At 67.9% G+C, this 25,722-nt stretch carries 25 protein-coding genes and 4 pseudogenes; 13 read left to right on the forward strand and 16 right to left on the reverse strand.

Annotated elements, in window-relative coordinates; all coding sequences use genetic code 11:
- Window positions 1-126: 126 nt before the first annotated feature.
- Both OIU81_RS36120 and OIU81_RS36125 read left to right on the forward strand, forming a co-directional pair.
- The gene (locus OIU81_RS36120; RefSeq protein ID WP_329154623.1) at window positions 127-1,284 is read left to right on the forward strand and encodes an NAD(P)/FAD-dependent oxidoreductase; all 1,158 of its coding nucleotides are present in this window, start codon (window positions 127-129) and stop codon (window positions 1,282-1,284) included.
- 579 nt (window positions 1,285-1,863) lie between these two features.
- Entirely contained in the window at window positions 1,864-2,502 is a 639-nt protein-coding gene (locus OIU81_RS36125; RefSeq protein ID WP_329154625.1) for a dihydrofolate reductase family protein, read from the forward strand.
- Window positions 2,503-2,678: 176 nt separating this feature from the next.
- On the opposite strand, the gene OIU81_RS36130 is transcribed toward OIU81_RS36125, so the two are convergent.
- The 10 genes and pseudogenes from OIU81_RS36130 to OIU81_RS36170 form a co-directional block, all read right to left on the reverse strand.
- Window positions 2,679-2,942, reverse strand: a complete 264-nt coding sequence (locus OIU81_RS36130; RefSeq protein WP_329154627.1) for a DUF4404 family protein — start codon at window positions 2,940-2,942, stop codon at window positions 2,679-2,681.
- 772 nt (window positions 2,943-3,714) lie between these two features.
- The gene (locus tag OIU81_RS36135) at window positions 3,715-4,248 is read right to left on the reverse strand and encodes a GNAT family N-acetyltransferase (protein WP_329154628.1); all 534 of its coding nucleotides are present in this window, start codon (window positions 4,246-4,248) and stop codon (window positions 3,715-3,717) included.
- 383 nt (window positions 4,249-4,631) lie between these two features.
- Window positions 4,632-4,862, reverse strand: a complete 231-nt coding sequence (locus OIU81_RS36140) for a hypothetical protein (RefSeq protein WP_329154629.1) — start codon at window positions 4,860-4,862, stop codon at window positions 4,632-4,634.
- Window positions 4,863-4,902: 40 nt separating this feature from the next.
- Complete coding sequence (locus tag OIU81_RS36145) at window positions 4,903-5,304, reverse strand: hypothetical protein (protein WP_329154631.1); 402 nt, start codon at window positions 5,302-5,304, stop codon at window positions 4,903-4,905.
- A 60-nt stretch (window positions 5,305-5,364) separates the two neighbouring features.
- Window positions 5,365-6,021, reverse strand: coding sequence for a hypothetical protein (locus OIU81_RS36150; protein ID WP_329154633.1), 657 nt, complete (start codon window positions 6,019-6,021; stop codon window positions 5,365-5,367).
- Between the two features lie 378 nt (window positions 6,022-6,399).
- Entirely contained in the window at window positions 6,400-7,647 is a 1,248-nt protein-coding gene (locus OIU81_RS36155; protein ID WP_329154635.1) for a protein-glutamine gamma-glutamyltransferase, read from the reverse strand.
- A gap of 301 nt (window positions 7,648-7,948) precedes the next feature.
- A complete protein-coding gene (locus OIU81_RS36160) occupies window positions 7,949-8,455 on the reverse strand; it encodes a hypothetical protein (RefSeq protein WP_329331646.1) in 507 nt (168 codons plus the stop codon).
- Window positions 8,456-9,089: 634 nt separating this feature from the next.
- Window positions 9,090-9,203 (reverse strand): hypothetical protein, encoded by a 114-nt coding sequence (locus tag OIU81_RS42470; RefSeq protein WP_443074099.1) that lies wholly within the window; start codon window positions 9,201-9,203, stop codon window positions 9,090-9,092.
- Window positions 9,204-9,427: 224 nt separating this feature from the next.
- Window positions 9,428-10,665: pseudogene (locus OIU81_RS36165) on the reverse strand (IS701 family transposase).
- 122 nt (window positions 10,666-10,787) lie between these two features.
- A complete protein-coding gene (locus tag OIU81_RS36170; RefSeq protein ID WP_329154638.1) occupies window positions 10,788-11,165 on the reverse strand; it encodes a VOC family protein in 378 nt (125 codons plus the stop codon).
- Window positions 11,166-11,398: 233 nt separating this feature from the next.
- Between OIU81_RS36170 and OIU81_RS36175 the strand changes: the two genes are divergently transcribed.
- Both OIU81_RS36175 and OIU81_RS36180 read left to right on the forward strand, forming a co-directional pair.
- On the forward strand, window positions 11,399-12,214 hold the full coding sequence (locus tag OIU81_RS36175; RefSeq protein WP_329154640.1) for an SDR family NAD(P)-dependent oxidoreductase: 816 nt from the start codon (window positions 11,399-11,401) through the stop codon (window positions 12,212-12,214).
- A gap of 89 nt (window positions 12,215-12,303) precedes the next feature.
- A complete protein-coding gene (locus OIU81_RS36180) occupies window positions 12,304-12,804 on the forward strand; it encodes a pyridoxamine 5'-phosphate oxidase family protein (RefSeq protein ID WP_329154641.1) in 501 nt (166 codons plus the stop codon).
- Between the two features lie 17 nt (window positions 12,805-12,821).
- Here the strand turns inward: OIU81_RS36180 and OIU81_RS36185 are convergent.
- A protein-coding gene (locus tag OIU81_RS36185) for an IS5 family transposase (protein ID WP_443074100.1) occupies window positions 12,822-13,702 on the reverse strand; the annotation gives its coding sequence in 2 pieces (ribosomal slippage) (window positions 12,822-12,904 and window positions 12,904-13,702; 882 coding nt in all).
- A gap of 50 nt (window positions 13,703-13,752) precedes the next feature.
- Here OIU81_RS36185 and OIU81_RS36190 point away from each other — a divergent pair.
- Window positions 13,753-14,434 (forward strand): annotated as a pseudogene (locus tag OIU81_RS36190) (IS5 family transposase); the annotation flags it as partial.
- An 11-nt stretch (window positions 14,435-14,445) separates the two neighbouring features.
- On the opposite strand, the gene OIU81_RS36195 reads toward OIU81_RS36190, so the two are convergent.
- The 3 genes and pseudogenes from OIU81_RS36195 to OIU81_RS42475 form a co-directional block, all read right to left on the reverse strand.
- On the reverse strand, window positions 14,446-15,219 hold the full coding sequence (locus OIU81_RS36195; protein ID WP_329154644.1) for a class I SAM-dependent methyltransferase: 774 nt from the start codon (window positions 15,217-15,219) through the stop codon (window positions 14,446-14,448).
- 9 nt (window positions 15,220-15,228) lie between these two features.
- On the reverse strand, window positions 15,229-15,570 hold the full coding sequence (locus OIU81_RS36200; RefSeq protein WP_329154646.1) for a hypothetical protein: 342 nt from the start codon (window positions 15,568-15,570) through the stop codon (window positions 15,229-15,231).
- A 37-nt stretch (window positions 15,571-15,607) separates the two neighbouring features.
- Window positions 15,608-15,743: pseudogene (locus OIU81_RS42475) on the reverse strand (transposase); the annotation flags it as partial.
- Between the two features lie 163 nt (window positions 15,744-15,906).
- Between OIU81_RS42475 and OIU81_RS36205 the strand changes: the two are divergent.
- The 5 genes and pseudogenes from OIU81_RS36205 to OIU81_RS36225 all read left to right on the forward strand — a co-directional run bounded on the left by OIU81_RS36205 (window position 15,907) and on the right by OIU81_RS36225 (window position 21,593).
- Window positions 15,907-16,587, forward strand: a complete 681-nt coding sequence (locus tag OIU81_RS36205) for a class I SAM-dependent methyltransferase (RefSeq protein ID WP_329154647.1) — start codon at window positions 15,907-15,909, stop codon at window positions 16,585-16,587.
- 369 nt (window positions 16,588-16,956) lie between these two features.
- Window positions 16,957-17,445 (forward strand): EF-hand domain-containing protein, encoded by a 489-nt coding sequence (locus tag OIU81_RS36210; protein WP_329154649.1) that lies wholly within the window; start codon window positions 16,957-16,959, stop codon window positions 17,443-17,445.
- 270 nt (window positions 17,446-17,715) lie between these two features.
- On the forward strand, window positions 17,716-19,329 hold the full coding sequence (locus OIU81_RS36215; protein ID WP_329154651.1) for an acyl-CoA dehydrogenase family protein: 1,614 nt from the start codon (window positions 17,716-17,718) through the stop codon (window positions 19,327-19,329).
- 145 nt (window positions 19,330-19,474) lie between these two features.
- A pseudogene (locus tag OIU81_RS36220) lies at window positions 19,475-20,554 on the forward strand (cytochrome P450); the annotation flags it as partial.
- A 394-nt stretch (window positions 20,555-20,948) separates the two neighbouring features.
- Complete coding sequence (locus OIU81_RS36225) at window positions 20,949-21,593, forward strand: LysE family translocator (RefSeq protein ID WP_329154653.1); 645 nt, start codon at window positions 20,949-20,951, stop codon at window positions 21,591-21,593.
- 127 nt (window positions 21,594-21,720) lie between these two features.
- On the opposite strand, the gene OIU81_RS42480 is transcribed toward OIU81_RS36225, so the two are convergent.
- Complete coding sequence (locus OIU81_RS42480; RefSeq protein ID WP_443074101.1) at window positions 21,721-22,440, reverse strand: IS5 family transposase; 720 nt, start codon at window positions 22,438-22,440, stop codon at window positions 21,721-21,723.
- Between the two features lie 108 nt (window positions 22,441-22,548).
- A complete protein-coding gene (locus tag OIU81_RS36230) occupies window positions 22,549-23,733 on the reverse strand; it encodes a 3-deoxy-7-phosphoheptulonate synthase (protein ID WP_329154654.1) in 1,185 nt (394 codons plus the stop codon).
- Between the two features lie 333 nt (window positions 23,734-24,066).
- Between OIU81_RS36230 and OIU81_RS36235 the strand changes: the two genes are divergently transcribed.
- The 3 genes from OIU81_RS36235 to OIU81_RS36245 all read left to right on the forward strand — a co-directional run bounded on the left by OIU81_RS36235 (window position 24,067) and on the right by OIU81_RS36245 (window position 25,463).
- Entirely contained in the window at window positions 24,067-24,339 is a 273-nt protein-coding gene (locus tag OIU81_RS36235; RefSeq protein ID WP_329154655.1) for a hypothetical protein, read from the forward strand.
- Between the two features lie 601 nt (window positions 24,340-24,940).
- Window positions 24,941-25,213: a hypothetical protein gene (locus OIU81_RS36240; protein ID WP_329154656.1), complete on the forward strand. Its 273-nt coding sequence runs from the start codon at window positions 24,941-24,943 to the stop codon at window positions 25,211-25,213.
- 19 nt (window positions 25,214-25,232) lie between these two features.
- Window positions 25,233-25,463: a BTAD domain-containing putative transcriptional regulator gene (locus OIU81_RS36245; protein ID WP_329154658.1), complete on the forward strand. Its 231-nt coding sequence runs from the start codon at window positions 25,233-25,235 to the stop codon at window positions 25,461-25,463.
- Window positions 25,464-25,722 lie beyond the last annotated feature (259 nt).

The following is a 25,722-nucleotide window of genomic DNA, read 5'->3' on the forward strand; positions in this document are numbered from 1 at the left end:
TGCCCGTCGCTGACCGGCCCCCGAACGAAGCGACGGCCCGAGTTCTGCACTCGCAGCGTCGAAACGCCGCGCACTGTCGGCGCCTGCCGAGCACCGATGACGGACCCCCAAGGAACAGAGCGAAGCATGACGACAGCAAACCTCTCCCACGGCCTCGGGGGCACGGACAGCACTGACGTGATGGTGGTCGGGGCGGGACTGGCCGGCCTGAACACCGCCACCCTCCTCGCCCGGCAAGGCCATGACGTGCTCCTCGTCGAACGCCGAACCAGTCTCTCCCGCGCGATCCGCACCACAGGAATCTTCGTACGGAAGACACTCGATGACTTCCCCCTGCCCTCCGACTGCCTCGGGCCACCGATCCGACACGTGGTCCTCTATCCCCCCAACCTGCGCCGCCCGGTCAACCTCACCAGCCCCCGCGATGAGTACCGCGTGGGCGACATGGCACCCCTCTACGAAGCGTCGGCCGCCGCCGCGGCTGACGCAGGCGTACGCATAGCACTGGGCACGCGCTACGCCGGCCGACAGGGCAATGCCTTCCACCTGGCCGGTCGCGACGGGCCGACCGTGGTCCGGGCCCGGTTCGTCGTCGGCGCCGACGGAGCCCGCTCAAGAGTTGCCCGCGACCTCGCTCTCGACCGCAACCACCACCTGATCGTCGGCGCCGAAGAGGTCTTCGAAGTATCCGGAAGCGACGAGCCACCGACATTCCACTGTGTGCTCGACCCCTCACTCGCCCCCGGCTACCTGGCCTGGGTGGTCAACGACGGGCAGCACGCCCATGTCGGCGTCGCGGGCTATGCCGACCGCTATCCGGACGGTCTTCGGCGGGCGGTTGAGCGGTTCAGCGCCTCAGCGCCCGGACTGGCCGGCATCGAACGTCCCAAAACGGTGGAGCGGCGCGCAGGCCCCATCCCCGTCGGTGGCCTGCTGCGCCGGATCAGCTGTGCCGAGGGTCTTCTCGTGGGGGACGCGGCAGGCGCGGTCTCCCCACTCACCGCCGGGGGCCTGGACCCGTGCCTACGGCAGTCGGAACTGGCAGCCGAGGTCCTCAGCGACGCGCTGCGCACCGGTAAGCCAGACTCCATGACCCACTACGACGGAGCCGCACTCCGCACCCACTTCCGCGGACGACTCATGCTGCGCCGGGGGTTGGCCCAGGTACGGACGCCGACCGTGGCAGCAGCGGCGTTCGCCCTGCTGCGCACACCGTTCGGCCAGGCGGCGGCAAGCCGAGTCCTCTTCGGCGACAGGTCCTTCCCCGACACCACCACCAAGTGAATTCACCACGGGCCGTTTCAAGATCGGTCAGCTGTGGGTGAGGGACCGCATGGCGGGGGGCTTCTCCTGCCGCTTCGGCCTCCAGCACCACCAGGTCGCCGGTGCAGGCTTCATCCGTCCGCTCCCACGATCGCGTCGTCGGTCCGGTGGTGGCGCTAACTGATGCGAAGTGGGGGTGGAATTCTCCGGCCGCTGCGGTCTGCGTGTTGCTCCGGTCCGGGGGCGTCGCGGCGGTCCTGGGTTGTCGCCGGTGTGTGCCGCGTCTGTGCCCCCTGTTTGTCTGCTGCGCGGACACCGAGCGTGGCCGGTGCCCGGTGGGTGGACGCTCGCGCGGACCGGCCGCCGGGCCCGCGCGGTCGAGCGGCGGCGAGGTCTCTGCCCGCTCCTCGGACCGGGCCGGGGCAGCCCGTGAGCGGTTCGAAGGAGCCGGCGCCCCTCCCGACCCAAGGTAGCGTGTGGCGGTCCGCCGATCACGGAAAGAGCACAGGACCCGGCCGGTCGCGCGGCCGGCCGATGAGTTCTCGCCGGTCCAGGAGTCATTCCACGTACAGGCACACTCCGCACCCGAAAGGCAGCACCATGAGCAAACTGATCGTCACCGCGTTCGTCACCCTGGACGGCGTCATGCAGGCCCCCGGCGGCCGGGGCGAGGATGTCGACGAGGGCTTCGAGCACGGTGGCTGGCAGGTCCCATACGTCGACGACGACTTCATGCGTCTCATGCGGGGTGTCTTCGAGCGGACCGCTGATCATCTCCTGCTCGGCCGGAAGACCTACGACATCTTCGCCGCGCACTGGCCCCGCATCACCGACGAGAACGACCCGATCGCCGTGAAGCTCAACGCCATGCCCAAATACGTCGCCTCGCGCACCCGCAACAGCCTGGAGTGGCACAACTCCCATCTGCTGAAGGGCGAGGCCGCAGAGGCCGTCGCACAGCTCAAGGAGCGGCTCGACGGCGTGATCATGACGCAGGGCAGCAGCGACCTCATCCGCACCCTGCAGCAGCACGACCTCGTCGACGAGTACCGGCTGCTCGTCAACCCTGTGATCCTCGGCACCGGCAAGCGGCTCTTCGCCGAGGGCGCCACGCCTTCCGCCTGGACGCTCACGGAATCCCGCGCCACCGGCGTGGGCGTGCAGTACTGCGTCTACGAACGGGCAGGGAAGCCCGAGTACGGATCCTTCATGCTGGACGAACTGGACGAACTGGAGTGACGATGCTCGACACGCCCTCGTGGTCACCGCCGGGAACCTGACCGGTCCTGGGCGGCGGCGCCGCGGTCGTCAGCGCGCGCCGCGATGTGGCCGCGAAGTCTGAGTGTCCATACAAGCAGGACCGGGCCCCGCCACCCGCATGGTCGGGACCCGGCTCTGAGCGTCTGGCTTCCGGCTCAGATGCCCATGTTCGCGAGGGCCAGCGCGATGTTCCGCAAGGTTGCGGCGAGACCGGGATGGTCGATCTCGAACCGTTCGACGGTCAGGTGCACGCCGTGCGCAAGGTTGGTGTCCCTCGTCGCCGTTTCGAGTTCGATCTCTGCGTCGATCTGCTGGATCAGATCCTTGAGGTGGTTGCGCTCCTCCAGAGAAAGAGGCGGGTTCTGCTCCAGCTGTTCCCGAAGGGTGTTCAGCTGCTCTTGCAGTTCGCGTGCCGACACTGTGGATCATCCTCTGGTGTGCGAGCGGTTGACGGGCGCCCACGATTCCTGGCGCAAACTTGATCATGACGCCCATACCGTCGATGCGCCAGGGGCGAGATCAAGCCACGCCTGGCTTGCTCTTTACTGCACGCGGCAGTGTCTGTCGATCCGGTTCGCCCGGCGGTGGAAAGGCCGCGGGCCCGCAGATGTTCACGAGAAGCGACGTCGCTCCGGTATCAGTACGAGTGCCACAGCCCCATGCGCGGAAGGGCCGTCCCGTTGCAGATTCCAGTGCTCCGAGAACTCCTCGGCCAGGGTCGGCAGGCAGCAGTCCATGCTCGCCAGGCACCGCTGTTCTGCGAGGCGGCAGAGCCGCCGGCACGTGGACCTCGCAGTGAGATCGGCTGAAGCCACGACGCTCCCGTACAGCAACGGTGTTGGAGTGCCGGCCTGCCTGACCTCGATCGCCGCCGGACCATCGGGAAGCCGGCGGGCGTGAGCGGTTCAGGCGAGGCAGTCATCCTTGAGGGGGCACAGCGGAGGGTGGGTTTCGTCGACCTGGCTTCGCATACGGGGCCAAGCCGGCCGTCGGCCGGCCCGTAACGAGCGGTAGCCCTGGCCAGCAGCACGAACCACACCCCGACGGAGACCAGATGTTCGTCGCCATCACGGGGCACCTCGAGCTCGACAACGTCGCGCCACTCGACAAAACCCTCGTGGCGGTCAACGCGGACGGGGAAGTATGATAGCGGTCGGCGGTCTCCTGGTATTCCGATGGCTCGGCCTCGGTTCAGGCCTGGAACTCGGTGAGATCGATGGTGTGAACGCGCAGCGGATAGCCGTACACCGGGTGTGCCGTCTCGCGTTCCGGCACCATGCCGAGCTTGCGGATGACGTTCTCGGAGGCGTCGTCACCCACCCGGTTGATGCTGATGACCTGGTCGAGGCCACGGTCCTGGAGCGCGAACTCCAGGGTGGCTTGGGCGGCTTCGGACGCGTATCCCTGGCCCCAGAACTGTGAGCCGAGCCGCCAGCTGATCGCCACGGCGGGCAGCACCTCCGGCAGGAACTCGGGCACGGACAGACCCGTGAAGCCGGCCAGTTCACCCGAGGCCAGCAGCTCGACGGCGAAGAGGCCGAATCCCTCTTCGTCCCACTCTTCCTCCCACCTCTCGATGGCCTCCGCCGTGTGGTCCAGGTCGTGCACCGAGCCGTCGTCGATCCAGTGCATGACCCGCGGGTCGGCGTTGATGTCCGCCATAGGCGCGAGGTCGTCGTCATGCCAGCGGCGGAGGAGGAGGCGGGGGGTGCGGATCTCGGTCATGGTGCTCATCCTGCCGAACGCAAGGGCCTCATCGGTAATCAGCGCTCACTCGTGCTGCCGGTCCGGACCGCCGGCAGCACCTGGGCCGGTCTGTTCGCGTCCGGACCAGGAGGGCAGGAGGGGTGGGGAGGGGAGCAGGTTTCACCAGCATTCTTGCGAGGGTCCGTCTGCGAAGACGGCCGACCCCACTCACGCTGGGGTCGGCCGCCGCCGTTCGTCCACTGCCGTCTTACGTCACGAAATGCGGATGTCAGGTCAGATGGTCGAAGGCGCCCCCCTTCGCGCCAGCCAGCAGGGGCTCGGTCTTTCACCGCCCCGTAGAGCGTGCTGCGAGATACTCGTCCGAGGGGGTCTTTTCGTAGGGGCGGTGTGCGCCGCTTCGGTCAGGACTTTGACTTCATGGCCTTGTCGACCTCGGCGTTGAAGGCGCCCGGGGAGGCCGGGGCGGCCTTGCCGTTTGGGGTGTCGGTGCCCAGCACCGTGTCGTCCAGCTTGACCGTAGGCGTGACCACTTTGCAGGTGTTGAAGCTCTCCGACATCTCCAGCGCCCAGCGGTGATACGTACCGGCCTTCACGGCGTCCCGGAACGTGGCGTTGCCCTTCAGGGCGGGCACCGTGTCGGCGACCTTGAGCAGGTAGGCACTGTCCGGCGGATCATGCTTCGGGGGCGAGCGGCTGTAGGTCGTAGAGGTAGGAACGGTCGTTCTTGAAGCTGCGCCAGACGGTGGTCGGAGGTTCGGGTTCGTCAGCGTGGCTGTTGAGGGGATGGGCAGTGACGAGGCCGTCAGCGATCTCGCAGTGCCAGCCGTCGGTCGGCGACCGGACACACCACACGTTCCCGTCCGTTCGGCGGTAGGCGGGGCGGCCGTTGCGTTCGCCGTCGCGTGCGAAGGTGTAGCGGAGCCCGTCGATGTGGCGTACGAAAGTGAAGGATGCAAGTGCTGTCATGCCTTCGGCACTGTAGGGCACCTTCTCCGTCTTCGTCTGCTGCTCGCGCTCGGCGCGCAGCCGCTCACGGGCTGTCTGCTTGTTGGGCCGGCTGTTGCGAGTGCTCATGACTGTCCTGCTCTCAGGGCAAGTGTGGATGCTGCCTGTCCGAAAGCCGCGGGCCGGGGCCTACGCAGCGACGGAACAGGGCGGTCCACGCCGCACGACACAGTGCACGAGCAGGGGAGCGGCCAGGGCGACCGGCTCGGTCCGCGCGGGCCGGGCCGCCGGGCGATGCGGCAGGCGCAGCGCCCGGACGACGGCCACCGCCTTCAGCAACGGCCGAAACGCGAACGCCCCCACGGCGCCCAGCAACTGGGCCACCGCCGCCTCGCCCCGCCGCAGCCACAGCGCCGCGAGCAGCCCCACGACGACGTGCACGAGGAGCAGCAGCCAGGTCCCGGCGGGCGACGGGCCCTCCCCGGACACGGGCTCCAGGGGAGTGCCCAGGTTGCCGGTGTGGCACAGCACATCCATGCCCAGGGACCGCAGCGGTCCGGTGACCGGCCCGCCGGCCGACCCGTAACAAGCCCGCTGGCCCGCATCGAAGGCCGCGTCAGCGGCCAGCTCCAGCGGGACGAGCAACGCGGCGATGCACCAGAAGCCGCGCTCCCGGCCGGCAAGCACGTACGCCACCGCGAACACACCGACCGAGAGCGCGGCGACCAGGGGCGGCGGCAACGGCATCCGGGACAGCAGCACATGACCCGTGGCGGACAGCGTCACGCACAGCGCCGTGAAGAGCGCCGCGCGCAGTGCCCGCAGGCGTGCTGCCGAAATGTCCATTGCAGCGAGTCTGCCACGGTCCGACAAAAGTGCTGAATAAAGGGACATCTGATCTCGTCTGTCGGTACGTGGCCGGGCTGCTGATCCTGACGTCGCAGCCGCCCCCGACGCCCATGGAGGAATCCGACAACAGCTCGGACGAAGGTATGCATATCGCTGCAGCATGAGCCTGTTCGTCCTGACCCTGGGCATGTTCGCCGTGGGTACGGGTGTCGGTTGTGCTGGGGTTGTCTACGCGCCGATGGCCCGCGTCGAGAGACTTGGGCTGACCGGGCACAAGTCAGCAGAGGCCGTAGTACATCCGGGATGGCCGCCGATGTGTGGCGGGCCGGGAGGACTGAACAGGGCCGGGCGGCCCTGTTCAGCTACCCGATTCTGTTACGGCCAGCCTTGCTCCACCTTGGCGGGTGCGGTGTTCCAGCTCTTGGGTATGAACGTGACTACGTAGGTTCCGCGGTCGAAGTCTGCGTACCCGGCAGACCAGTTCCGGAACTTGCTCTCGTATACGTGCATGGGGCCCAGGTCGCTATTGGGCGCGTGATAGTGGTTGGCGTGGGTCCATATGGTCTTCTCGGCATCCACCTCTGTTTGAGCCCCAAACCAACCGTAGTCGAAATTGACCCAACCTTCGCCAGGATTGGCGGGACTGCGCGGAATGTTTCTGTCCTTCGACATGTCGACCAGGCCTGTACCCTGGTCGGGGCGGAAGGCATCCGGGTCGCCGTACTTCCTCTTGTCTGAGGAGCCCCGCTGGTCCTGCCCACTCCAGAAGTGCTTCGAGTAGATCACCGCCTTCATCTTGGATGGGTCGTAGTTGCCTCCATCCCTTTCCTTGAAGGACGGTGTATTCCTCAGCGCCGAGTAAAAATTCGAGCGGCTGTCCTCGTGGAGCAGGGCATCATTCTTGTTCGTGAGCTCTGTCTTGAGGTTGTCGATGTAAGTCCCCTCATCGTGGGCATTCTCCAGGGCGTTGTTCATGATGGACGCTACATCGCGGGCCCGCTTGAAACCCTTCCCCTCGTCGAAACTGTCCTTGGCGATGCGCCCCTCAAACTCCGCCTGCGTTTCATTGGGTCGGGGTCTGGTGTTTTTCAGGTCGTTCTTGTACTTGTTCTCGTCGAAGAACGTGAACGCCAAGTTGTTCGTCGGGTAGGGGCCCGAATTGACCCAGGTGACGCCAACGCAACCGTAGGACAGCTCTGCTCGCTGCGCTTCGGTCATTTGCTGTTGCTTGCCGTCGCGGTGACTGTAGACCTGCTGCCACTTACGTATGTAGTTGTTGACGACCGTAGTGGCCCTACCTCCGTAGGCCTGGTACGCGTCAGGTATCCTGTTGAGCGGCTCGGCGGGAGGGGTCTCCCTGTCGTCGGCGGCCCTGAAGAAAGCGCCGGCGCTCGGCGGTAATTCCGTCGGAGACTTGCCGGGTTGACCCAGAGTCAGAGCTCTTTCGTTCAGTGCGTTGATGTTCTTGACGTCATCCGCCGTCAGGCCGTGCGTTTCGGCGTAGGACCCCTCCTTTTCCCCGCCGCCGATGCTGGCAGCCTGGCTGACCGACGGCGTGAGCCCAGCGGCGCATATGACCGCACCCACAGTGGCCAACGCGAGGAATCTCCGGCGTTCATACATGAAAATCAATAACTCCCTTATGGTGAAATCTCACGGCACGAGGGCCTGCGAGAGAACGATGCAATGGAGGGCTTTGCGGCCAGCTGCCGCGCAGGGCCTTGGTCGCGTTGCCCTGCGTCGCTGCGCCGGCGGCAGGAAGGCCGCTGCCGCGAGGCGGAAGAAGATGTAGTACATGCGAGAGACGGCGGTGGCGGTCCGGTCGTCGCCGGTCATCACCGTGGAAGCCGCCAGGCCGGCTGGGCGCGACCAGGTCGCCCGCTAGCGGGGCCGGCCGCCCGCGTCGGGCGTGGCCAGTGGCTCGCTACATCAGGGTCGCCGCCGAGGCGACGACGCGGGCCCGGTCCGGGTGGCCGGGGTCGCCGTAGCGGACCTCGACGCGCGGGTGGGAGCGCATGAAGTCGGTGTCGACCAGGCGGACCTGGCCGGGGTGGTCGACCGTGCGCACGGCGATGTCCGTGTCGAGGAAGAAGCTGAACTCACCCGTGGCCGGGGCGTAGACGAAGAACTTGCGGCCCTCGAACTTCTGCTGCGCGACGGTGTCCGTCAGGACCAGTGACCAGAAGCCCGCACAGTGGCCTGCGGGACACATGAACTGGAAGTCGGCCCGCAGGCCGTCCAGTTGCATCCAGCGGAAGGGGTTGTCGTCGGCCGCGTTGATCTTGGCGGCGGTGGCGGGCGCGGCGGTGGCGGCGGTCACCTGGGTGGCCGTGTCCGGGGCGGCCGCCTGGGCTCCCTGGGTGAGCGGCAGGGCGAGGGCCACGGTCACGGCGACGGTAGTGAGGGCGCGTAAAGCGGTTCGGCGTATCACGTCTCGGCTCCTGGATGAGTGATCAGGTGGATACGAGCAGTGATCATGTCTCCGTGGTAACTCCCCGACAACCTCATGGCTTTAAAACCGGCCAATCTGTCACGTAGTGCAGTATCTGGCCATGCATCGGATCCGCCCAGCGTGGGGGAGGTGATGCGGCAGCGTTCCCTGCTCCTGGAGTGTGGTTCGCGGCGAGGCCGGTACCGATGTTGTCGAGAATTCCACGTCCCGGTCGATGACGTCGTCGCCGACCGGGACGAAGAAGTCCCATTCAGCGGCGGAAATCCGGCTGCGGGAGCTCCGTCAACACGCTCCGGGCCGTAGTCGAATGCAAGCCATCGCCCACCTGAAGGACTGGAAGATATTCGCCACCCGCTACCGCGGCCCCCTCGCTAGTTTCGCCCTCGTCGTGAAGGCTGTCACTGCCCTCCACAGCCCAGATGGCCTGTCCGCCGCGACGGTCCCGTGCGCACCGCGCATCGCTGCCAAATCAAGCCTCAACTACAGCATAAATCAAGCGCGTTGGCGGTCACGCGGCTCTTTGTCGCCGATTTCCAGCTCACCTCTCCGCTCGGCCGGTATCCGACCCGGCAGGGTGCCGGTGCGGGTAAGCCATGGCCGGCCACCCAGAGGCTCATTGAGCACGATCGACTTCCAGAGCCGGCGGCTGATCCGGACCATCACGGATTCGCCGTCGGTCGGCAAGGCGGACCTCGACGAAGTGATACATGTGCGAGCCATCGAGCATGCCCCGGGACTTATTGAGGACGATGACTTCTCAGGATCCGTCTCGTCCGACTTTGCGGGATGTGAACATGATGTGGAGCCTACGAGGGTCGGCAGCCGGCCTTGCCGGACCATGCATCGCATCCTGGGGATGACATATGTCCTGCCGGGGCGTTGAACGGCTTCGGTGCATGGCGGAATCCTCACCGTTCCCCCGACTAATACTCCAGCTGTAGATCGTGATCTTCATGTCTGGATTGCGGCTTGCCGCCGGTAGTGGCTGGTACGTGATCGTGCCTGGTGGCGGCGCCGCCAGTCAGACCAGGCTAGTTGGTGGGCCGTGTCGTGGACGGGCTGGACGATGAGTGTGATGAACAGGCGCTGGATCTCGTTGCAGGACAGTGGGATCAGGTCGTCCGGAGCGGGGTGGCGGGTGTGTTCGTCGGCGCGGACGACGGCGAGGAAAGCGTGGGCGAGCATCGCGAGGGTGACCCAGCGGGCCCAGGAGGGGTAACGGCGGACCTGGTGTTCATCGAGTCCGGCCAGTCCCTTTTCGGACTGGAAGGTCTCCTCCACCCGCCACCGGCTCCCGGCGACCTTGACCAGCGTGGTCAACGGCACCGGCTGGGACGAGAAGCAGCGGTAGTAGGCGAGTTCGCCGGTGGTGCGGTTGCGCCGGATGAGCAGCTGACAGCTGCCCGGGGCCGGGGCGGTGAGATCGATGACGGCCCAGTCGTAGAGGCGGTGGCCCTTGGCGCCCGCTCCGGCGGACAGCTTCTGCCAGGCCCGCTTCGGCAGTCTCGCGGCCAGGGCGTCGGCACGGAACTTGGCTGCGTGGGTGGGTACTTCGGCTGAGCAGGCCACCGCGAGGACATAGCCCATACCGCGCTGTTGCAGGGCGGAGCGCAGACGGGGATTGCCGCCGTAGACCTCGTCGCCGGCCACCCAGTCGGCACGGTGCCCGGCGTCGAGGAACCGTTCGATCATCATGGCGGCCAGCTCCGGTTTGGTGGCGAAGGCGGTTTGCCCGCCCAGCCCCGCCCGTCGGCAGCGATCCAGGTCAGCCGTCCACGAGCGCGGGATATAAAGCTCCCGGTCCACAGCGGCGTGCCCGCGCATCCCCGCATAGACGAGGTAGACAGCGACCTGGGAGTTTTCGATTCTGCCGGCGGTGCCGGTGTATTGGCGCTGGGCCCCGATCGTGTGGGTGCCCTGCTTCACGTCGCCGGTCTCATCGACCACCAACACCGCCTGATCGTCGCGGAGGTGCTCGACCACGTAGTCGCGGACATCGTCACGGACGGTATCGGCGTCCCAGCGGCCCGGCACAGCAGGTGCTGCATCCCGTACGGGGTGGCCTCCCCGGCCCACTCGGCGATCGTCCAGCAGTTCTTGCGCGGCAGGTCTGCCAGCAACCCGAGGACCAACCTCCCAGCCCGGCGCCGGGGTTCAACCCGGGCGAACCGGCCCGCCAGCCGCTCCATCAGGCCCTCGAACGCCTCCCGCCAGCGCGCGGGATCTATGCTGTGACCTGCGGCCACCGTCTCATTGTTTGTCCACACAACTCACGATGATCAACGGTGGCCGCGCCCTTCGGTGTCTCCTGTCAGTCCCGGACGAGACAGAACGGGTGTCCTGCGGGATCAGCCAAGATGCGCCAACTCCGCTTTCCGCCACCCTCATCGAGCAGTGTGGCGCCCAGATTGAGGACGTCTTCCTGGGCTTGGTCCAGGTCCTTGACCCCCAGGTCGAGGTGGAACTGCTGGGGGTGAGCGGGGTCCGGCCACCGTGGCGGCTGATGGTCTTCCACGCGTTGGAAGGCCAGCACGAACCCACTGTCGGCGTGGAGCGTTGCCCAGTCGTCGGCTAGCGACCACCGCGGATCCGGCTGGTTCACTACGCCGCCGAGGAGCGACTGGTAGAACCGGGACAGCTCAACGACATCGGCACAGTCCAAAACCACACACTGCAGCTTGGCGATCATGAAGGGCAGCGTAGAGCAGCACCGCGCACAGGCCTCTCATGAGCCTGATCACGATCTACAGCTGGAGTACTAACCGTCGTTGGCTCGTCGCTGCCATTGCCGCGGTCGTTCCTCGCCCAGCACCCAGCCGTGGTGCCGACGGCAGCGGCACCTGGTCGGCCCGGCGGTGCCGGCGCTTCGTATGCTCGAGGTGCGGGGAACCGGAAGTCGACCAACTTCGGAGGCGAACGACCATGTCGGAACAGCGCGTTGTCCTGGTGACGGGCGGGGGAACGGGAATCGGGGCCGCTACCGCCCGGCTGCTGCGCACCGCCGGGCACCAGGTCGTGATCTCCGGGCGGCGGCCCGAGCCACTGCGCCGGGTGGCCGAGGAGACCGGAGCGCTGGCCCACCCTTCCGACGCCGCCGACCCCGAGGCCGTGCAGGAGCTCGTCGAGACGACGGTGACGGCCTACGGGAGACTCGACGGTGTGGTGCTCAACGCCGGAATCGGGCGGGGCGGCGCGGTCGGCGACACCGCGGTCGAGGACTGGGAAGAGGTGATACGGACCAACCTCACCGGCCCGTTCCTGCTGCTGCGTGCCGCGCTGCCGCATCTGCTGGCGGCCCGCGGCGCGGTGGTCGCGGTCGCCTCGGTCGCCGCGCTCCGCAACAGCGTCGGCAACGCCGCCTACGCGACGTCCAAGGCGGGTTTGCTCCACCTCTGCCGCTCCCTCGCCGTCGACTACGGGCCGCAGGGGCTGCGGGCCAACGCGGTGTGCCCGGGCTGGGTGCGTACGGAGATGGCCGACCAGCGGATGGCGCGGTTCGCGGCGGAGGCGGGGCTGGCGGGCGGTGCCGAGGCGGCGTACGAGGAGGCGAACCGGCTGACTCCCGCCGGGCGGCCGGGTGATCCGGAGGAGGTCGCCGAGGCGATCGACTGGCTGCTGTCGCCCGCCGCGTCCTACGTCAACGGGGCCGTCCTCACCGTCGACGGCGGGGTGACCACGGTCGGCGTCGGCGGTGCCGCTTTCGACCACCGGATCGAGGCGCGCGCCCCGCGCCTGTAGCGGACTACCGGACAGGCCTTAGGGCGCGTGTCGGAAGTACCCTCGATAGTCATTCGCTCGGAGTGCAGCCATCTGACAGGCTCAATGAGATGGACGAGACTCCTGAGGACTTGGAACGGCTTCAGCACCTGATCGATCATTCTTATGCTTCGGCTGGCGCGCACCTTCGCTCGATCGTCACCGCTGAACGGCGGCTCGACGCCGCAGGTGTGGTCGCCGAGATGGGCTCAATGCGTGTGATGGCCCTTGCCACCACGACTGCCAGAGGAGAGCCGCGGGTTGGGCCTGTTGACGGGCTGTTCTACCGGGGCCGTCTTCACTTCGGCTCGGGCGCTGATTCCCTGCGCTTTCGGCACTTGCGTGCCCGTCCCGCTGTTTCGGCTTCGGTCATCGATGGCGAGCGGCTCCAGATCACAGTGCACGGCACGGCGCAGGAAGTGATTCCGGCGGAGGAGCCGGGGATGGAGGCGTTCTTGATCTCGGTGTACGGGCGCGAGGCGTGGGCGGGCTGGATGCGGGATCTGCCGTGGGCTCGGATCGAGCCTGGCCAAATGATCACTTTTCGTAATTCGACTGCGGAAGAACGGTAGCGGGATGCGATTGAGCTTCATTGCAGCCACTCGTTGATGGCCGCTACGAGGATGGTCGCCTCGTAGCGGACCGCGAGCTTGTCGTACCGCGTGGCCACGCACGGTGCCTTTTGAGGCGGTTGATGCCGCACTCGACCGCGTTCCGCTCGCGGTAGTCGGAGGAGTCGAACTTCGGTGGTCGGCCTCCGTAGGAGCCACGCTCCTTGCGGTTCCGTGTCTGGTCGGCCCTATTTGGGATGGTGCAACGGATCCCGCGACGACGCAGGTAGGCACGGTTCTTGCGGGAGGCGTAAGCCTTGTCGGCCCGTACGCGGTTGGGGCGGACGCGTGGCCGGCCTGGCCCGGTGCGGGGAACACGGACCTTCTCCAGCACGGGTTCGAACGGGGGCGAGTCGCCGCGTTGCCCGGCCGTGACCACGATCGACATGGGCTTTTGACCCTGTTCGACGGCCAGGTGAAGCTTGGTGGTGAAGCCGCCGCGCGACCGTCCTAGCGCGTGATCGCCGGGCTCGGTGAAGACGCCACCCGGCGCTTCCTTCTGCAGATCACCCTGCCTCCGGGCCCCGGCCGCATGCTGGTGGGCGCGGCACACCGTGGAGTCGACGCTCAGGTCCCACACGATCGCCCCCTTCGCGTCGGCCAGGGACTGGGGCCGGGTGCGGACTCGGTGCCAGGTGCCGTCTCGCTGCCATCGGCGGAACAGGTCGTAGACCCGACCCCACGGCCCGTACTTGGCCGGTATGTCGCGCCACGGAATACCCGTCCGGACCCGGAACCGTATGCCGTCGATCAACTGCCGCCGAGGCCAGACATGCGGCCGCCCAACCCTGGTGCCCTTCGGCAACAACGGCTCCAGCACCACCCCCCATTGTGCGTCTGTGAGGTCTCCCCGCCCCATGAATAGAGATCATTCATCACTCAAGATCCACTTTTGATACACGCCCTAGATATGAGCGCCATTGCCGCTGGTCCGCGGACGGGACCTGGGATCGGATTCTCCAGGCCGTCCTGGCCGATGCTGACGCCGAAGGACGGATCGACGGGAGCATGGTGAGCGTGGATTCCACCTCGTGCCCGGTTCACCAGCATGCGTCCGGGGCAGGCACCGCGCGAGGCGCCACGGATCCCGAAGAGGCGGTCGATTCCTCGTCAGCACCGGCCCGATGAGGGACTCGGCCGTTCCCGCGGCGGCCTCACCTGCAAGATCCACCTCGCTGGGGAGGGCGGCTGCCGGCCACTGGCCCTGCTGATCACTCCCGGTCAGTGGGGCGACAGCCCCCAGCTCATCCCGGTGCTGGAACGCATCCAGGTTAAGCGCCTGGCAGCGGGCGTTCCCGGATGCGACCGGACCGCCTCGGCGGCGACAAGGCATGCAGCTCCCGTCACAATCGCTGCTACCTGCGCAGACGTCAGATCAAGCACACCCTCCCCGAGCCGAAGAACCAGCGGGCCAGCCGGCAAGCCCGCAGCAGCAAGGGCGGCCGACCCACTGGCTTCGACAAGACGCTCTACAAGCGCAGGAACGAAGTGGAGCGGACCATCAATGCCCTGAAGAACTTTCGATAAAAGCGCCTACGTCTTCCACGGCACCGTCATCGTCGCCTCGATCCGACTCTGGCTCCGCTCGTGATCCGCGACTCGCTAGTCATCCGAGCCGGTGGCCGAAGGCGGCACCTCGGCGACGAAGAACAGGAAGCAGGGTTTGGCCGAAAGGTCGTGGAAGCCGTCGGGGAAGAGTTCACCGGCGGCCGGGTCGGGCTGCGGCTCGCTGATGGTGGAAAGGCAGAAGCCGGCGCTGGTGAAGGCATCGGTCATCGCGTGCAACGGCTTGCGCCAGAACTTCATTGGGACGGTCCGCCCGTTGAACGTCCAGTCGAAGGTATAGCTGGTGGTCGCGAAGTAGTCGGGCCGAGGTTCCTGGATCGTGTAGGCCACGAACGGGTGGTCCACCGACGCGATCAGCCGGCCGCCGGGCCTGAGCACGCGCCGTAACTCGGCCAGCGTCGGCCCCCAGTCCTCCAGGTAGTGCAGGACCAGCGAAGAGACCACGTCGTCGAACGCGCCATCGTCGAACGGCAAGCGGTCGCGAAGGTCGACCTGGTGCACGTCCGCGTCGTCACCGAGGCGTCGCCTGGCCAGTTCCAGCATCCCGGCGCTGGTGTCGATGCCGGTGACGACGGCGCCGCGGTCGCGCAGTGCTGCGGACAGGGGGCCGGAGCCGCAGCCGGCGTCCAGGATCCGGTGGCCGGCCACGTCTCCGGCGAGGTTCAGCATCGCGGGCCGCGCGTAGTACGCATTCACGAGGTTGCACTCGTTCTCCGCCGAGTACGCCTCGGCGAAACTGTCGTAGTCATTCACCCGGGCCAGATCTGCAGACCGGGCGAGGCGCTCGGGTACATCGGTTAAGCGTTCCATCGTCGCAGCCTAGTAGTCACAAGATCCGCCGGACAGGCCGTAGGGAGCGTCTTGTCGATCACTGGTCGAGCGAGATGAGGTGCTGGCGAGGGTGATCGCGGCGAAGTAGCGGTCGGGGTGTTGTTCGTAACGGGTGGCTGTGCCGCGCCATTGTGTGAGGCGGTGGAAGCAGCTTCGACGACGGTGCGGCGCCGATAGCGGCTTTGTCGAACCTGCAGGGACGTTCATGGCGGCGTGCGCTTCCCGCGAGTTGGTCGGTGCGTCCGAGACCCTGTCTTTCGAGCCCTCTTTGGCGGCGGTGTGCTGGTGGGCCCGCACGATCGTGGAGTCGCCGGTGACCAGCCAGTCCACGATCGTCCGGGACTGCCGCCCGCGGCGGCAAGGAGGCGGTCGAAGGTGAGGTCGGCGGCCCAGCGGGCGAAGCGTCCGTGGACGGTCTGCCAGGGGCCGGACCGTGCGGGCAGGTCTCTCCAGGGCAGGCCGGTGCGGAACTTGAACACGATGTCCTCGAGGACCTGACGGTGCTGGCGGCTCTGGAGCGCCGTGGGATCGTCCAACCGCGGAAGACGATGCGCAAGACGGTGAAGGAACTGTTGTCCGCGGCCAGTGCGGCGCCCTTTGGACGCCGTTTTGCCGGACCGGCAACAGGAGTGGCGTGACGGGGATGCGGTGGGCGACGGTGTGCCCGTGACCGACAACATCGCAGCGGGATCGCCCGCGTCCGACGCCCCCTTGCCTCTCGACGGATACGTGGGAGACCCCGCGGTACGGGCGGAGTGGGACCACCTGTACGCCGACCGACAACAGGTGTGGAGCGGCCAGCCCAATGGTGCGCTCGTGGCCGAGGCCGCCGGGCTCACACCCGGGCGGGTGCTCGACGTCGGCTGTGGTGAGGGCGCGGACGCCGTCTGGCTCGCGCGCGGCGGCTGGGAGGTGACCGCGCTCGACGTCTCGGGCGTGGCGCTGGAACGGGCGGCCGGGCACGCGCGGGACACTGCTGTCGCCGTGCGCTGGGTCCACGCCGCACTCACCGAGGCCGCACTTCCGCCGGCCTCCTTCGACCTGGTCTCCGCGCAGTACCCGGCCTTGCTGCGCACGCCGGACGCCGTGGCCGAACGAGCGCTCCTCGCGGCCGTCGCGCCCGGCGGCGTTCTGCTGTTCGTCCACCACGCGGGGATGGACAAACGGCAGGCGGAAGAAAGCGGCTTCGACCCGGCTGACTACGTCTGGCCCTCGATGGTCGCCGATCTGCTCGACGACGACTGGGAGGTAGAGGTGGACGAGCAGCGACCGCGCGTGACACCCGACGGTGGCGCCGGCGCGCACCATACCGACGACCTGGTGCTGCGTGTGCGCCGGCTGCGCTGAGACCCCTTCGCGCGCAGCAGACCCGGCCACTGGACAGACTTGATGACTACGGCACTCACAACAGGTTGCTGAGAACGGGTTGCTGACAACGGGTTGCTGACAACGGGTTGCTGACAACGGATTGCTGGGGACGCATTTCTCGGGGAGGCTGACAGGCGCCTGTCGGTTCCGGGGCAGGACTCTGTGCAAGTGCGTCGGAACCGAGGAAAGCGTCAATCGTGACGAGCGTTTTTCACGCGAACGAGGCTCCCGTGATGGGTCGATTCACCCGATCGCACGCCGTACTCTCGAACCGCTTCGGGGGAACTGTCGGCACTGGAGGGCCACGTGGGCGCACTGCTGGATCAAAAGTACGAAAAGCTTTTCTCCTTGCTGGATGTCAATGGCGACGGTGTGATCGCCGAAGAGGACTTCGAGCTGATGGCCGCCCGAGTGCTGACCGCCTCCAGTGAGGAGCGCACGGCGAAGGGCGAGAAGTATGCCGACGCGATGATGAACTACTGGCGGGCTCTGCGGGAGACCGCCGATGCCGACGGCGATGGCCGGATCGACAGGGACGAATTCCGTCAGGCCCTGCGCCAGGTGAGCGTCAATTTCGACACCCTGGTCGGCCCGCTCTACCAGGCCGGCTTCCACCTCGCAGACCGGGATGACGACGGCCTGGTCGGCAAGGAGGACTTCGTCACTGTCCTCGCCGCCATCGGTGTCCCCGCGACCGAGGCCGGGGCGACCTTCGATGGCCTGACGGAGCAGGACGGGCAGCTGACGAAGGACCAACTCATGACCTCCGCCGCGCAGTTCTACCGCAATGAGGAACCGGCTGGCACCCCAAGCCATCTGCTCTTCGGCGCACTCTGAGGTAAGCCCACATTGGACGCGATCGCGGCGGTGGGAAGGGCCTCTTGCGCTACGGCCCACAGCACCGCCGCCCCGGCGGACCGATTGCAGGTACCGCTACTGACCGAAGTGCTCTATGACGGGCGTTTCGACGACCTACACAGACCCTGGACGGAAGTCTTCCGTCGGGACGTTTTCCGCTACCGCGATGGATTGTCACCCGCAGAGCGTTCCGAACTCGCCTATGAGCGTTTACGGGTCGTCAACGAAGAAATCGAGTCTGTCGCGGGCATGGTGACAGCGACTGACCAGCTGGTATCACTCCACGAGTGGTTGGGCGTGGTCGACGGCTCGCTGACCACCCTGGCGACCATCCACTACAACCTGTTCCTGGGCAGCCTCCTCCGCCTCGACCCCCGACGCACGATTGACCTCCTGCCGTTCACCCGGCTGCGGCAATACGGCACGGCCCTGATCACCGAACTCGGCTACGGAAACAACGCCGCCGCATTGGAGACCACGGCGACCTACCGGACGGAAACCGACACCTTCGTCCTGCACACCCCCTCGCTCGGCGCCCAGAAGTTCATGCCCAACACCGGCCCCGCCGGCGGGCCCAAGAGCGGTCTGGTCGCGGCCCGGCTGATCGTCCGCGACCAGGACTGCGGAGTGTTCCTGTTCCTCGTTCCGCTGCGCGACGGACAGGGGCCGCTGCCCGGTATCCGGGTGCGCCCCCTCTCGGAGATTCCCGGGTCGGCCGTCGACCACGCCATCACCTCGTTCGACCAGGTGGGACTGCCGCGTACGGCGCTGCTGGCCGGCGACCACGCGGACCTGACCACCGACGGCGCCTTCCACAGCACGCTCGGCAGCCGTCGCCGCCGGTTCCTGCGGTCCATCCAGCGCGTCACCACAGGCAAGCTCTGCCTGAGCGCGGCGGCGTTGGCCGGAGCCCGCGCCTGCCTCACCATCTCCGTGCGATATGCCCATCGCCGGCACACCTTCGCCCCGGCAAGCAGGACCGGCGTACCGGTCTTCGACTACCGCTGCCACCAGACCAGACTGCTCGGGGTCACGGCCCGCGCCTACGCGGCGACGTTCCTGCTGCGCGAGACCACCCGCCGCTGTACGGATCCGGACCACACCGAGACAGCCGAGGCGGAGGTTCTCGTCGCGGCGGCGAAGGGCTGGATCACGTGGCAGGCCAGGGACATCGTGGTCGAGAGCCGGGAACGCTGCGGTGCCCAGGGGCTGCTGTCGGCCAACCGCATCGTCGACCTGCTCACGCCGATCGAGAGCACCATCACCGCCGAAGGCGACAACCTGGTCATCTGGACGAAGGCCGGCGCCGACATGTTGATCGGGCGCGGCTACAGCCCACCCCCGACGCCTGCCCCGCGCACAGGGCCGCTGACCGACTGTGCTCTCCTGCTCGACCTGCTGGTGCGCCATGAGCTGTACTGCCACCAGTACGCCCGCAGCCGGCTCAGCTGCCCCAGCGCCGGCCCGATGGAACGCTGGAATCATGCGGTGAACCCGGCGTTGGACCTCGTCGACGCGTACGCCGCCCGGCGGGCCGCCCAGGCATTCCTGGCCGCCACCGATCGCGTCAGCGATGTCGCCACGCGGCGCCCGCTCGAGCAGCTCTTCCAGTTGTTCGCACTGCAACGCCTCGCGCCCCACGCGGGGTTGCTGCTGGCGGACGGGCATCTGACCGCCGAAGCGGTCCGGGACCTGGCCCCCGCCGTCGACCGCGTCAGTGCCGCACTGGCCCCCGAGGCACTCGCCCTCGTAGCAGCCTTCGCCATTCCGGACGCAATCCTCCAGGCTCCCCTCGCCACGGACGGCTACGAAGCCGCCTACGACGACCCGGAGGGGCCGTGGCAGCCGGCTCCGCTCGGCTGAGCCGGTCGTACGGGCTCGCCGTTCCCGTCCACCGTTCCGAGGAGTACCACCGGCCATGAACGATGCCTTCACCCGGGAGCCGTCGTGGGAGCCGCGGCTCTTCCCACCGGCCGCCCGTGCGCCGCGGGCCGTGCAGACGGCACGGATGCTCCTGGAACCCCAGGGCTACGCGCGCTCCCTGCGCCGGCGGTTCGGCCCGGTCTTCTCGCTCCGCACCTTCCCCTACCGCGGTGCCCTGGTGTGCGCGGCCGATGCCGCGTCCAACCGGGCCGTGCTGACCGACCACGCCCGGTTCACCGGCGGTGACGCCGCTGCCCTGCTGGCGCCCGCCGTCGGCGGCGGTTCGCTGATCTGCACGCCACCGCCCGTGCATCTGGGCCACCGCAAACTCCTGCTGCCCCCGTTCCACGGGGCCCGCATCATCCATTGGACGGAGCGGGTGCGGGAGCTTGTGCACACCGAGCTTCCCGCTCTCCTGTCCGGCGAGGGCGTGCCCCTGCGGCCCTGGGCGCAGCGGCTGACGCTCGACGTCATTCTGAGGGTGGTCTTCGGCCTGACGGACCCTGCCCGCATCGCGACCTTCCGGCACGCGCTGAGTTCGTTCGTCGCCATGGGCAACCTGGCCGTCCTGTTCCTGCCCAAGCCGCTGCAGCGCGATCTCGGACCGCTCTCCCCGGGCGGCCGCTTCCACCGGCTCCGCGAGACCGTACGGAACCTGGCCCGCGAGGAGATCGCCGCACGCCGGGCCGCGCCCGACCACGTCCACCGCGACGACGTGCTCTCCATGCTGCTCGACGCACGCGACGAGCACGGGGCCGGGCTGGACGACGCGCAGCTCTTGGACGAGCTTGCCGGCCTCGTGCTGGCCGGTTACGAGACCACGGCGACCACGATCGCCTGGACGCTCCATCTGCTCGCCCACCATCCCGCCGCCCGCGATGCCCTGATCGCCGACCTCGACGAGGGCTCGGACCGCGTGCTCAAGGCGACCGTCAAGGAGTCCGGCCGACTGCGCCCCGCGGTCTACAACGCCATGCGCACCGCAGCGCACGACACCGAACTCGGCGGCCGGCCGGTGCCGCGGCACGCGTTCGTCGCGGCACTGTTCTCGCTCACTCACCTCGACCCCGAGCTGTGGCCCGAGCCGGACGCGTTCCGGCCCGAGCGCCACCTCGGCACGGACCCGGTGCCCTACTCGCTGACGCCGTTCGGCGGCGGCCTGCGGCGCTGTATCGGGGTGTCGCTGGCCCAGTTGGAAACCGAGACCGTCCTGAGGGAGATCCTCGCGGCGGCTGTCCCCGAGCCGGCCGGCCCTCTGGAACCGGCTCGTCTCGGTGACCATCGTTCCCGCCCAAGGCGGGCGGGTCCGGTTCCGTGCACACCGCTAGGGGCTGTCCGGCCGATCACGCGGAGATCGCCGACGCGATCGTGGGCGATCCGGCTGCAGTCGTTGATGCCGTCGGCCGGCTGGAGTCAGGGTGCACGGAGACACCGAACGGCAGGGCCGTATCCTGAGGCAGGCGATGCAGGCACCGCCGATGCGTCGCAGCCGCCCGTCGCAGCCGGGCGCCGCCCCACTCCGGGTACCTGGCACCCGGCAAACGATCAGGAGTTGACCGGTGATCAGCCTGGCCGTAGTGGGGGGAGTGGCCCTGGTCGAACTGGGCATGGCCCTGACGCCGGGACCGAACATGATCCACCTCGCCTCTCGCGCGATCACCCAAGGCCGCAGGGCGGGCCTGGTCAGCCTGAGCGGGACCGCGGTGGGATTCCTGTGCTACCTGCTGGCCGCGGCCGCGGGCCTGTCCGCGTTGTTCGCCGCCGTGCCGCTGGCGTTCACGGTGGTCAAGCTCGCCGGGGCCGCCTACCTGGCCTACCTGGCCTGGGCCATGCTCAAGCCCGGTGGCCGCTCGCCCTTCGCCCCGGCCCAGGACCTGCCTCCGGTCTCTGACGCCCGCCTGTTCTTGATGGGGCTCCTGACCAACCTGCTCAACCCCAAGATCGCTCTCCTCTACGCCGCTCTTCTGCCCCAGTTCATGGATCCGCAGGCGGGCCCGGACTGGGCGCAACTGCTCCAGCTCGGTGGTGTGCAGATCATCGTGGGGATCTCCGTGAACGCTCTGATCATGCTGGGCGCAGCACGGGTGTCGGGGTTTCTGGCCGCCCGGCCCCGCGTGATGACCGCTCAGCGGTTCGCGTCAGGCGGCTTGCTCGGCGTCTTCGCGCTGCGCACCGCCCTGTCCCGTACGCCTGTCTCGGCCTGAGCCATGCCCGTGCGCCTGTGACACCGGTCCTGCGGGGATCAGCCGAACACGTCACGGAGATCGCCGACGCGATCGTGAGTGATCTGACGGTTCTCATCAGCAGCACCCGGCGCCAGAACCAGAGCGTCTACTGCCGGATTGCGTAGGAGGTCATGTTCGGAGCCAGATGGCGACGGACGCCGCGGTGGCGGTGCCGAGGAGACGTAGTCGCGTCCGGCTTCTTGCGTGGCCGTCCCAGGCCAGGTCTGGGCACCCGGATCTTCTCCAGCACCCACTTGAACTGGGTGCAGTCCGCCCGCTGACCTGGAGTGACGACCAGGGACAGCGGGCGGCAGTGCCCGTCCGCGCTCAGGTGGAGCTTGCTGGTGAACCCGCCCCGCGAGCGGCCCAGGCCCTCACTTCCAGCACTATTTCCACCAAGCGGGCGACGAGGCTCTGCCGCGGCATCTCGTCCTGGTGTTCCACCCCTGCGGCCCCCTTTGATCCCACGGCCGGAGGCGGATCGGTGCGGGCGCCGGCCGCATGCTGATGCGCGCGGACAATGGTTGGTGGAGTCCACCGAGATGTCCCAGTCGGTCTCGCCTGCGGCGTCGGCCGCGGCCTGGACCTGTTGGAGCAGACGTTCCCGGGTGCCGTCGGCCGACCACAGGCGAGGGCGTTCATAGACGGTCTTCCACGGCCCGAACCGTTCGGGCAGATCACGCCACTGCACCCCGGTCCGCACCCTGCGCAGAATCCCATCGATCACCTGCCGGTGAGCCCGCCACCTGCCACAACGCCCGTTGCTGACCGGCAGGAACGGCCGAAGCCGTTCCCACTCGGCATCACTCAGAGCACCCCGCCCCATGCCCACAGGAGTCGGTTGGGCCCGTCAGCGGTGAAGTCGAGTTGCACGGGGTCCCGGCGAACCCGGCGTCTGGGGCTCGGCGGGTGACAGCCTGCCCGCCGCACGCGTTCATGAGCCTTGGCGCCACAGGGAGACGAGTGAGACGGCCTGTTCAGGGTTGAGGCGGGGATCGCACAGTGTGGTACGCCGGATGGCGGGGCCGTCGAGGACGCGCAAGTCGGGGGCGCATTCGCTGACGTTGTCGGGGGTGACCTCCAGGTGGAGTCCGCCGGCGATGCCACCGGAGAGGGTGACGGCCCGGCAGAAGGACTGGACTTCATCCGCCATGGTGGGCAGCAGGCGGGTCTTGTGACCGTCGGGGGTGGTGACGGTGTTGCCGTGCATGGGGTCGCACAGCCAGATCACCGGGTGACCGGCACGGCGAACGGCCTGGACGAGGGGGGCGAGGCATGAGCCTGCCGCATCGGCGCCCATACGGGCGATGAGCGTGAGGCGGCCAGGTCGACGCTGTGGGTCGAGGCGAGCACACAAAGCCGTGATCTCGGCCCGGGTGGTCGCGGGACCGACCTTCACCGCAACGGGGTTGATCACGTCGGAGATCAGATCGATATGGGCACCGTCGAGCTGATGGGTGCGCTTGCCGACCCAGGGCCAGTGGGTGGAGCCGAGGAGACGTTGTCCGTCGCCCAGGTCACGGACCATGGGCAATTCGTAGTCCAGGACAAGCGCTTCGTGGCTGGTCCAGATCGAGGTGCCGGTCCTGGGCCGGTGCGTGTCGCCGGCGGTGCCGCGCCAGCCGAGGTGCTCCATGACGTCGTTGGCCGCCCGATAGGCGATGAGCATCCGCAGGGGATCGTGGCGGCGGCCGGCGAGGTCGCGCGTGGGGGTGTTGACCATGTGACCGCGATAGACGGGCAGGTCCACACCATCGACCGATTCGACCTGGTGGGAGCGGGGCTTGGCGAACTGGCCGGCGATGCGACCCACGCGGACAACCGGTTTACCGGTTTCGGCCTGCAGGGTATCGCCGAGCAGGTGAAGCAGGGCGGACTTGCGTGAGACATGTTCCGCCGTGCATTCGTCGGGGTTCTCCGCGCAGTCACCGGCCTGGAGGACGTGGGCCTCTCCTCGAGCCACCCCCGCCAACTGGTCACCGAGCCTGCGGACGTCCTCCGCCCTCACCAGAGAGGGCCGGTCGGCCAGGATCGTCCGTACCCGCTCAGCCTGGAAGGGGTCCGCCCACACGGGCTGCTGCCTGGCGGGATTGCGTGTCTGTGTGACGGAGCTACCCACCACAGCCTCCAGAGTGTCGGGAAGGGAACGTACGGAATGCAGAGAAACAGGCGAAGCGGCCTGGACGATTAACCAGCCAACACTCACCTTCAGGACACATCCCGAAGTGCCATGAATCGGCCCTGCTCCCGGAATGCCTGATGGGGGACACCGTCGCAGGATGACTTGACTATAAACAGCCCACGAAAGGCGCACATCGCGCGCAAGCGAAAACAGGGGGGGTGGTGCGGAGACTAGGGGGGAATCGTAAATGTTAGGGGTGAGCAAACCGGGCCTTCGAATTCAGTGGGGGTGTGCCCGCCGCTGGCTCCGCCGAGTGGTTTCATGGTGTGAGTGCAGGCGTTGGTTCTCTTGGCTCCGGAAGTCGGAGGCGTTACGCGCTTCGTGCTTGATGAGGCGGTTGTTGCCTTCGGCGGCAGTGTGGGCGATCCCGGAGCGATCCGGAGAGGCGTGGGGGTGGGTGGCGGCGCGGTGGAGCATGTCGCGCAGGTGTTCTTTGGCCTGGAGGCCCGCCTGGATCTGCCGTCCGTAGGCCCCTATGTTGTCCAACTCGGTATTGAGGAGGGTGGGTTGGTCTTCGGTGAGGTCTTTCTTGTTGCGACGTAGGATTTTCCCGGACGCACCCGGGCCCTGGGTGGTCGCTCGCTGCTCAAGCCCGAGGCGCGACGGACTATCGCTGAACCGCAGACGCCCGTGGCCGGTACGAGGCGCTCGAGCGTGGCCTCTGTGCAATCATCCACGGTGCCCCGGGTCGTTCACCACGGTCGCCCACTGCCGCCTGCTGTGCCTCCTGGGAGGAAGCGCCGGCATGTCCAAAAGGGCAAAGATCTTCTGGGAAGCTGGACTCCGGACCGGGCGTCCATGCAATGTGACAGAGCGAGATCCGCCATACCTGTCCGTCCGGTCCCTTCCGAATCCGAGGAAGTCAGCGTCATCCACAGGAGTTCGGATGCTGCCACGTATCCGCACACCCTTTCTTTCCGAGTCCCTTCGCGGCGGCGCAGATCTCCAGAACGCCAGCAGAATCCGCAGCGATGACCAGAGGGTGAGGGAGAGTGGGCGTGCCGACCTCGGACTTACCGTGGTTCCGTTTCCGTCGCCGCCTCACCCGCGGTGATTTCTCGCCACGGCCTGCGTGGTGATGTCTCCGCGGTCGACCGGCCGTCAGGAACGATAAAAGGCGGGGGCAGAGGGAAATGAGGTTGAAGTGCACTTCCGGATACTGGGCTCTCTTCAGGCAGGCGTGGACGGCGCGATGTTGCCGCTCGCCGGTCTGATCGAACGCCGGCTGCTCGACCTGTGGCGGGGTGCGGCACTCGCCGACTGGCGGACGGCGATCCGCACCGGCCCGGACCGGTCGCTCTGGAGAGCGAGCGGCTGGGCGCCCTGGGGGAGCACTTCGACGCCGGACCGGCGCTCGGCCACCACCATGAGCTTCTGGGCGCGCCGCAGCCGGCGTTGCCGAGGACCCGCTTCGTGAGCGGCTGAGCGGCCAGCTGATGCCGGCGCTCTACCGGTGCGGTCGGCAGACCGGCGCGCTGTCGGTGTTCCGGCACATCAGGAGCGAACTCGTGGAGCGGTTCGGACCGGAGCCGTGCCGGGAGCTGCGTCGTCTGGAACGCGCCATCCTCGAACACGCCCCCGACCTGGAGGTGCCGGCGGCTGGGTCCGTGCGGGAGCGCCGAAGGGCGCCCGAGCGGGCCAGGGTGCCGACCCTCGTCGCACAGTAGGCGCCATGTCGGCCGGACGCGCCCGATGCCCGTGACGCTCCGTCCGTGAGCCGTGTGCTGCCGCGGGTGGGCAGGGACCACAGGAGCGATCACCGTGTGGTGTCCGACCGCGTGGAGGGCGGCGATCGGCAGCGTACGGACCACCGGTCGACGGCTCGGGGAGGGGTCGATATTTCCGAACTCACCCTCAGTATCCAGCCATTGAGGCATTCCAGGGGCGACAGGCCGGTTGATACGGTCCGTCGTCAATGTCGGATGT

The organism is Streptomyces sp. NBC_01454 (assembly GCF_036227565.1).
GTDB lineage: Bacteria > Actinomycetota > Actinomycetes > Streptomycetales > Streptomycetaceae > Streptomyces.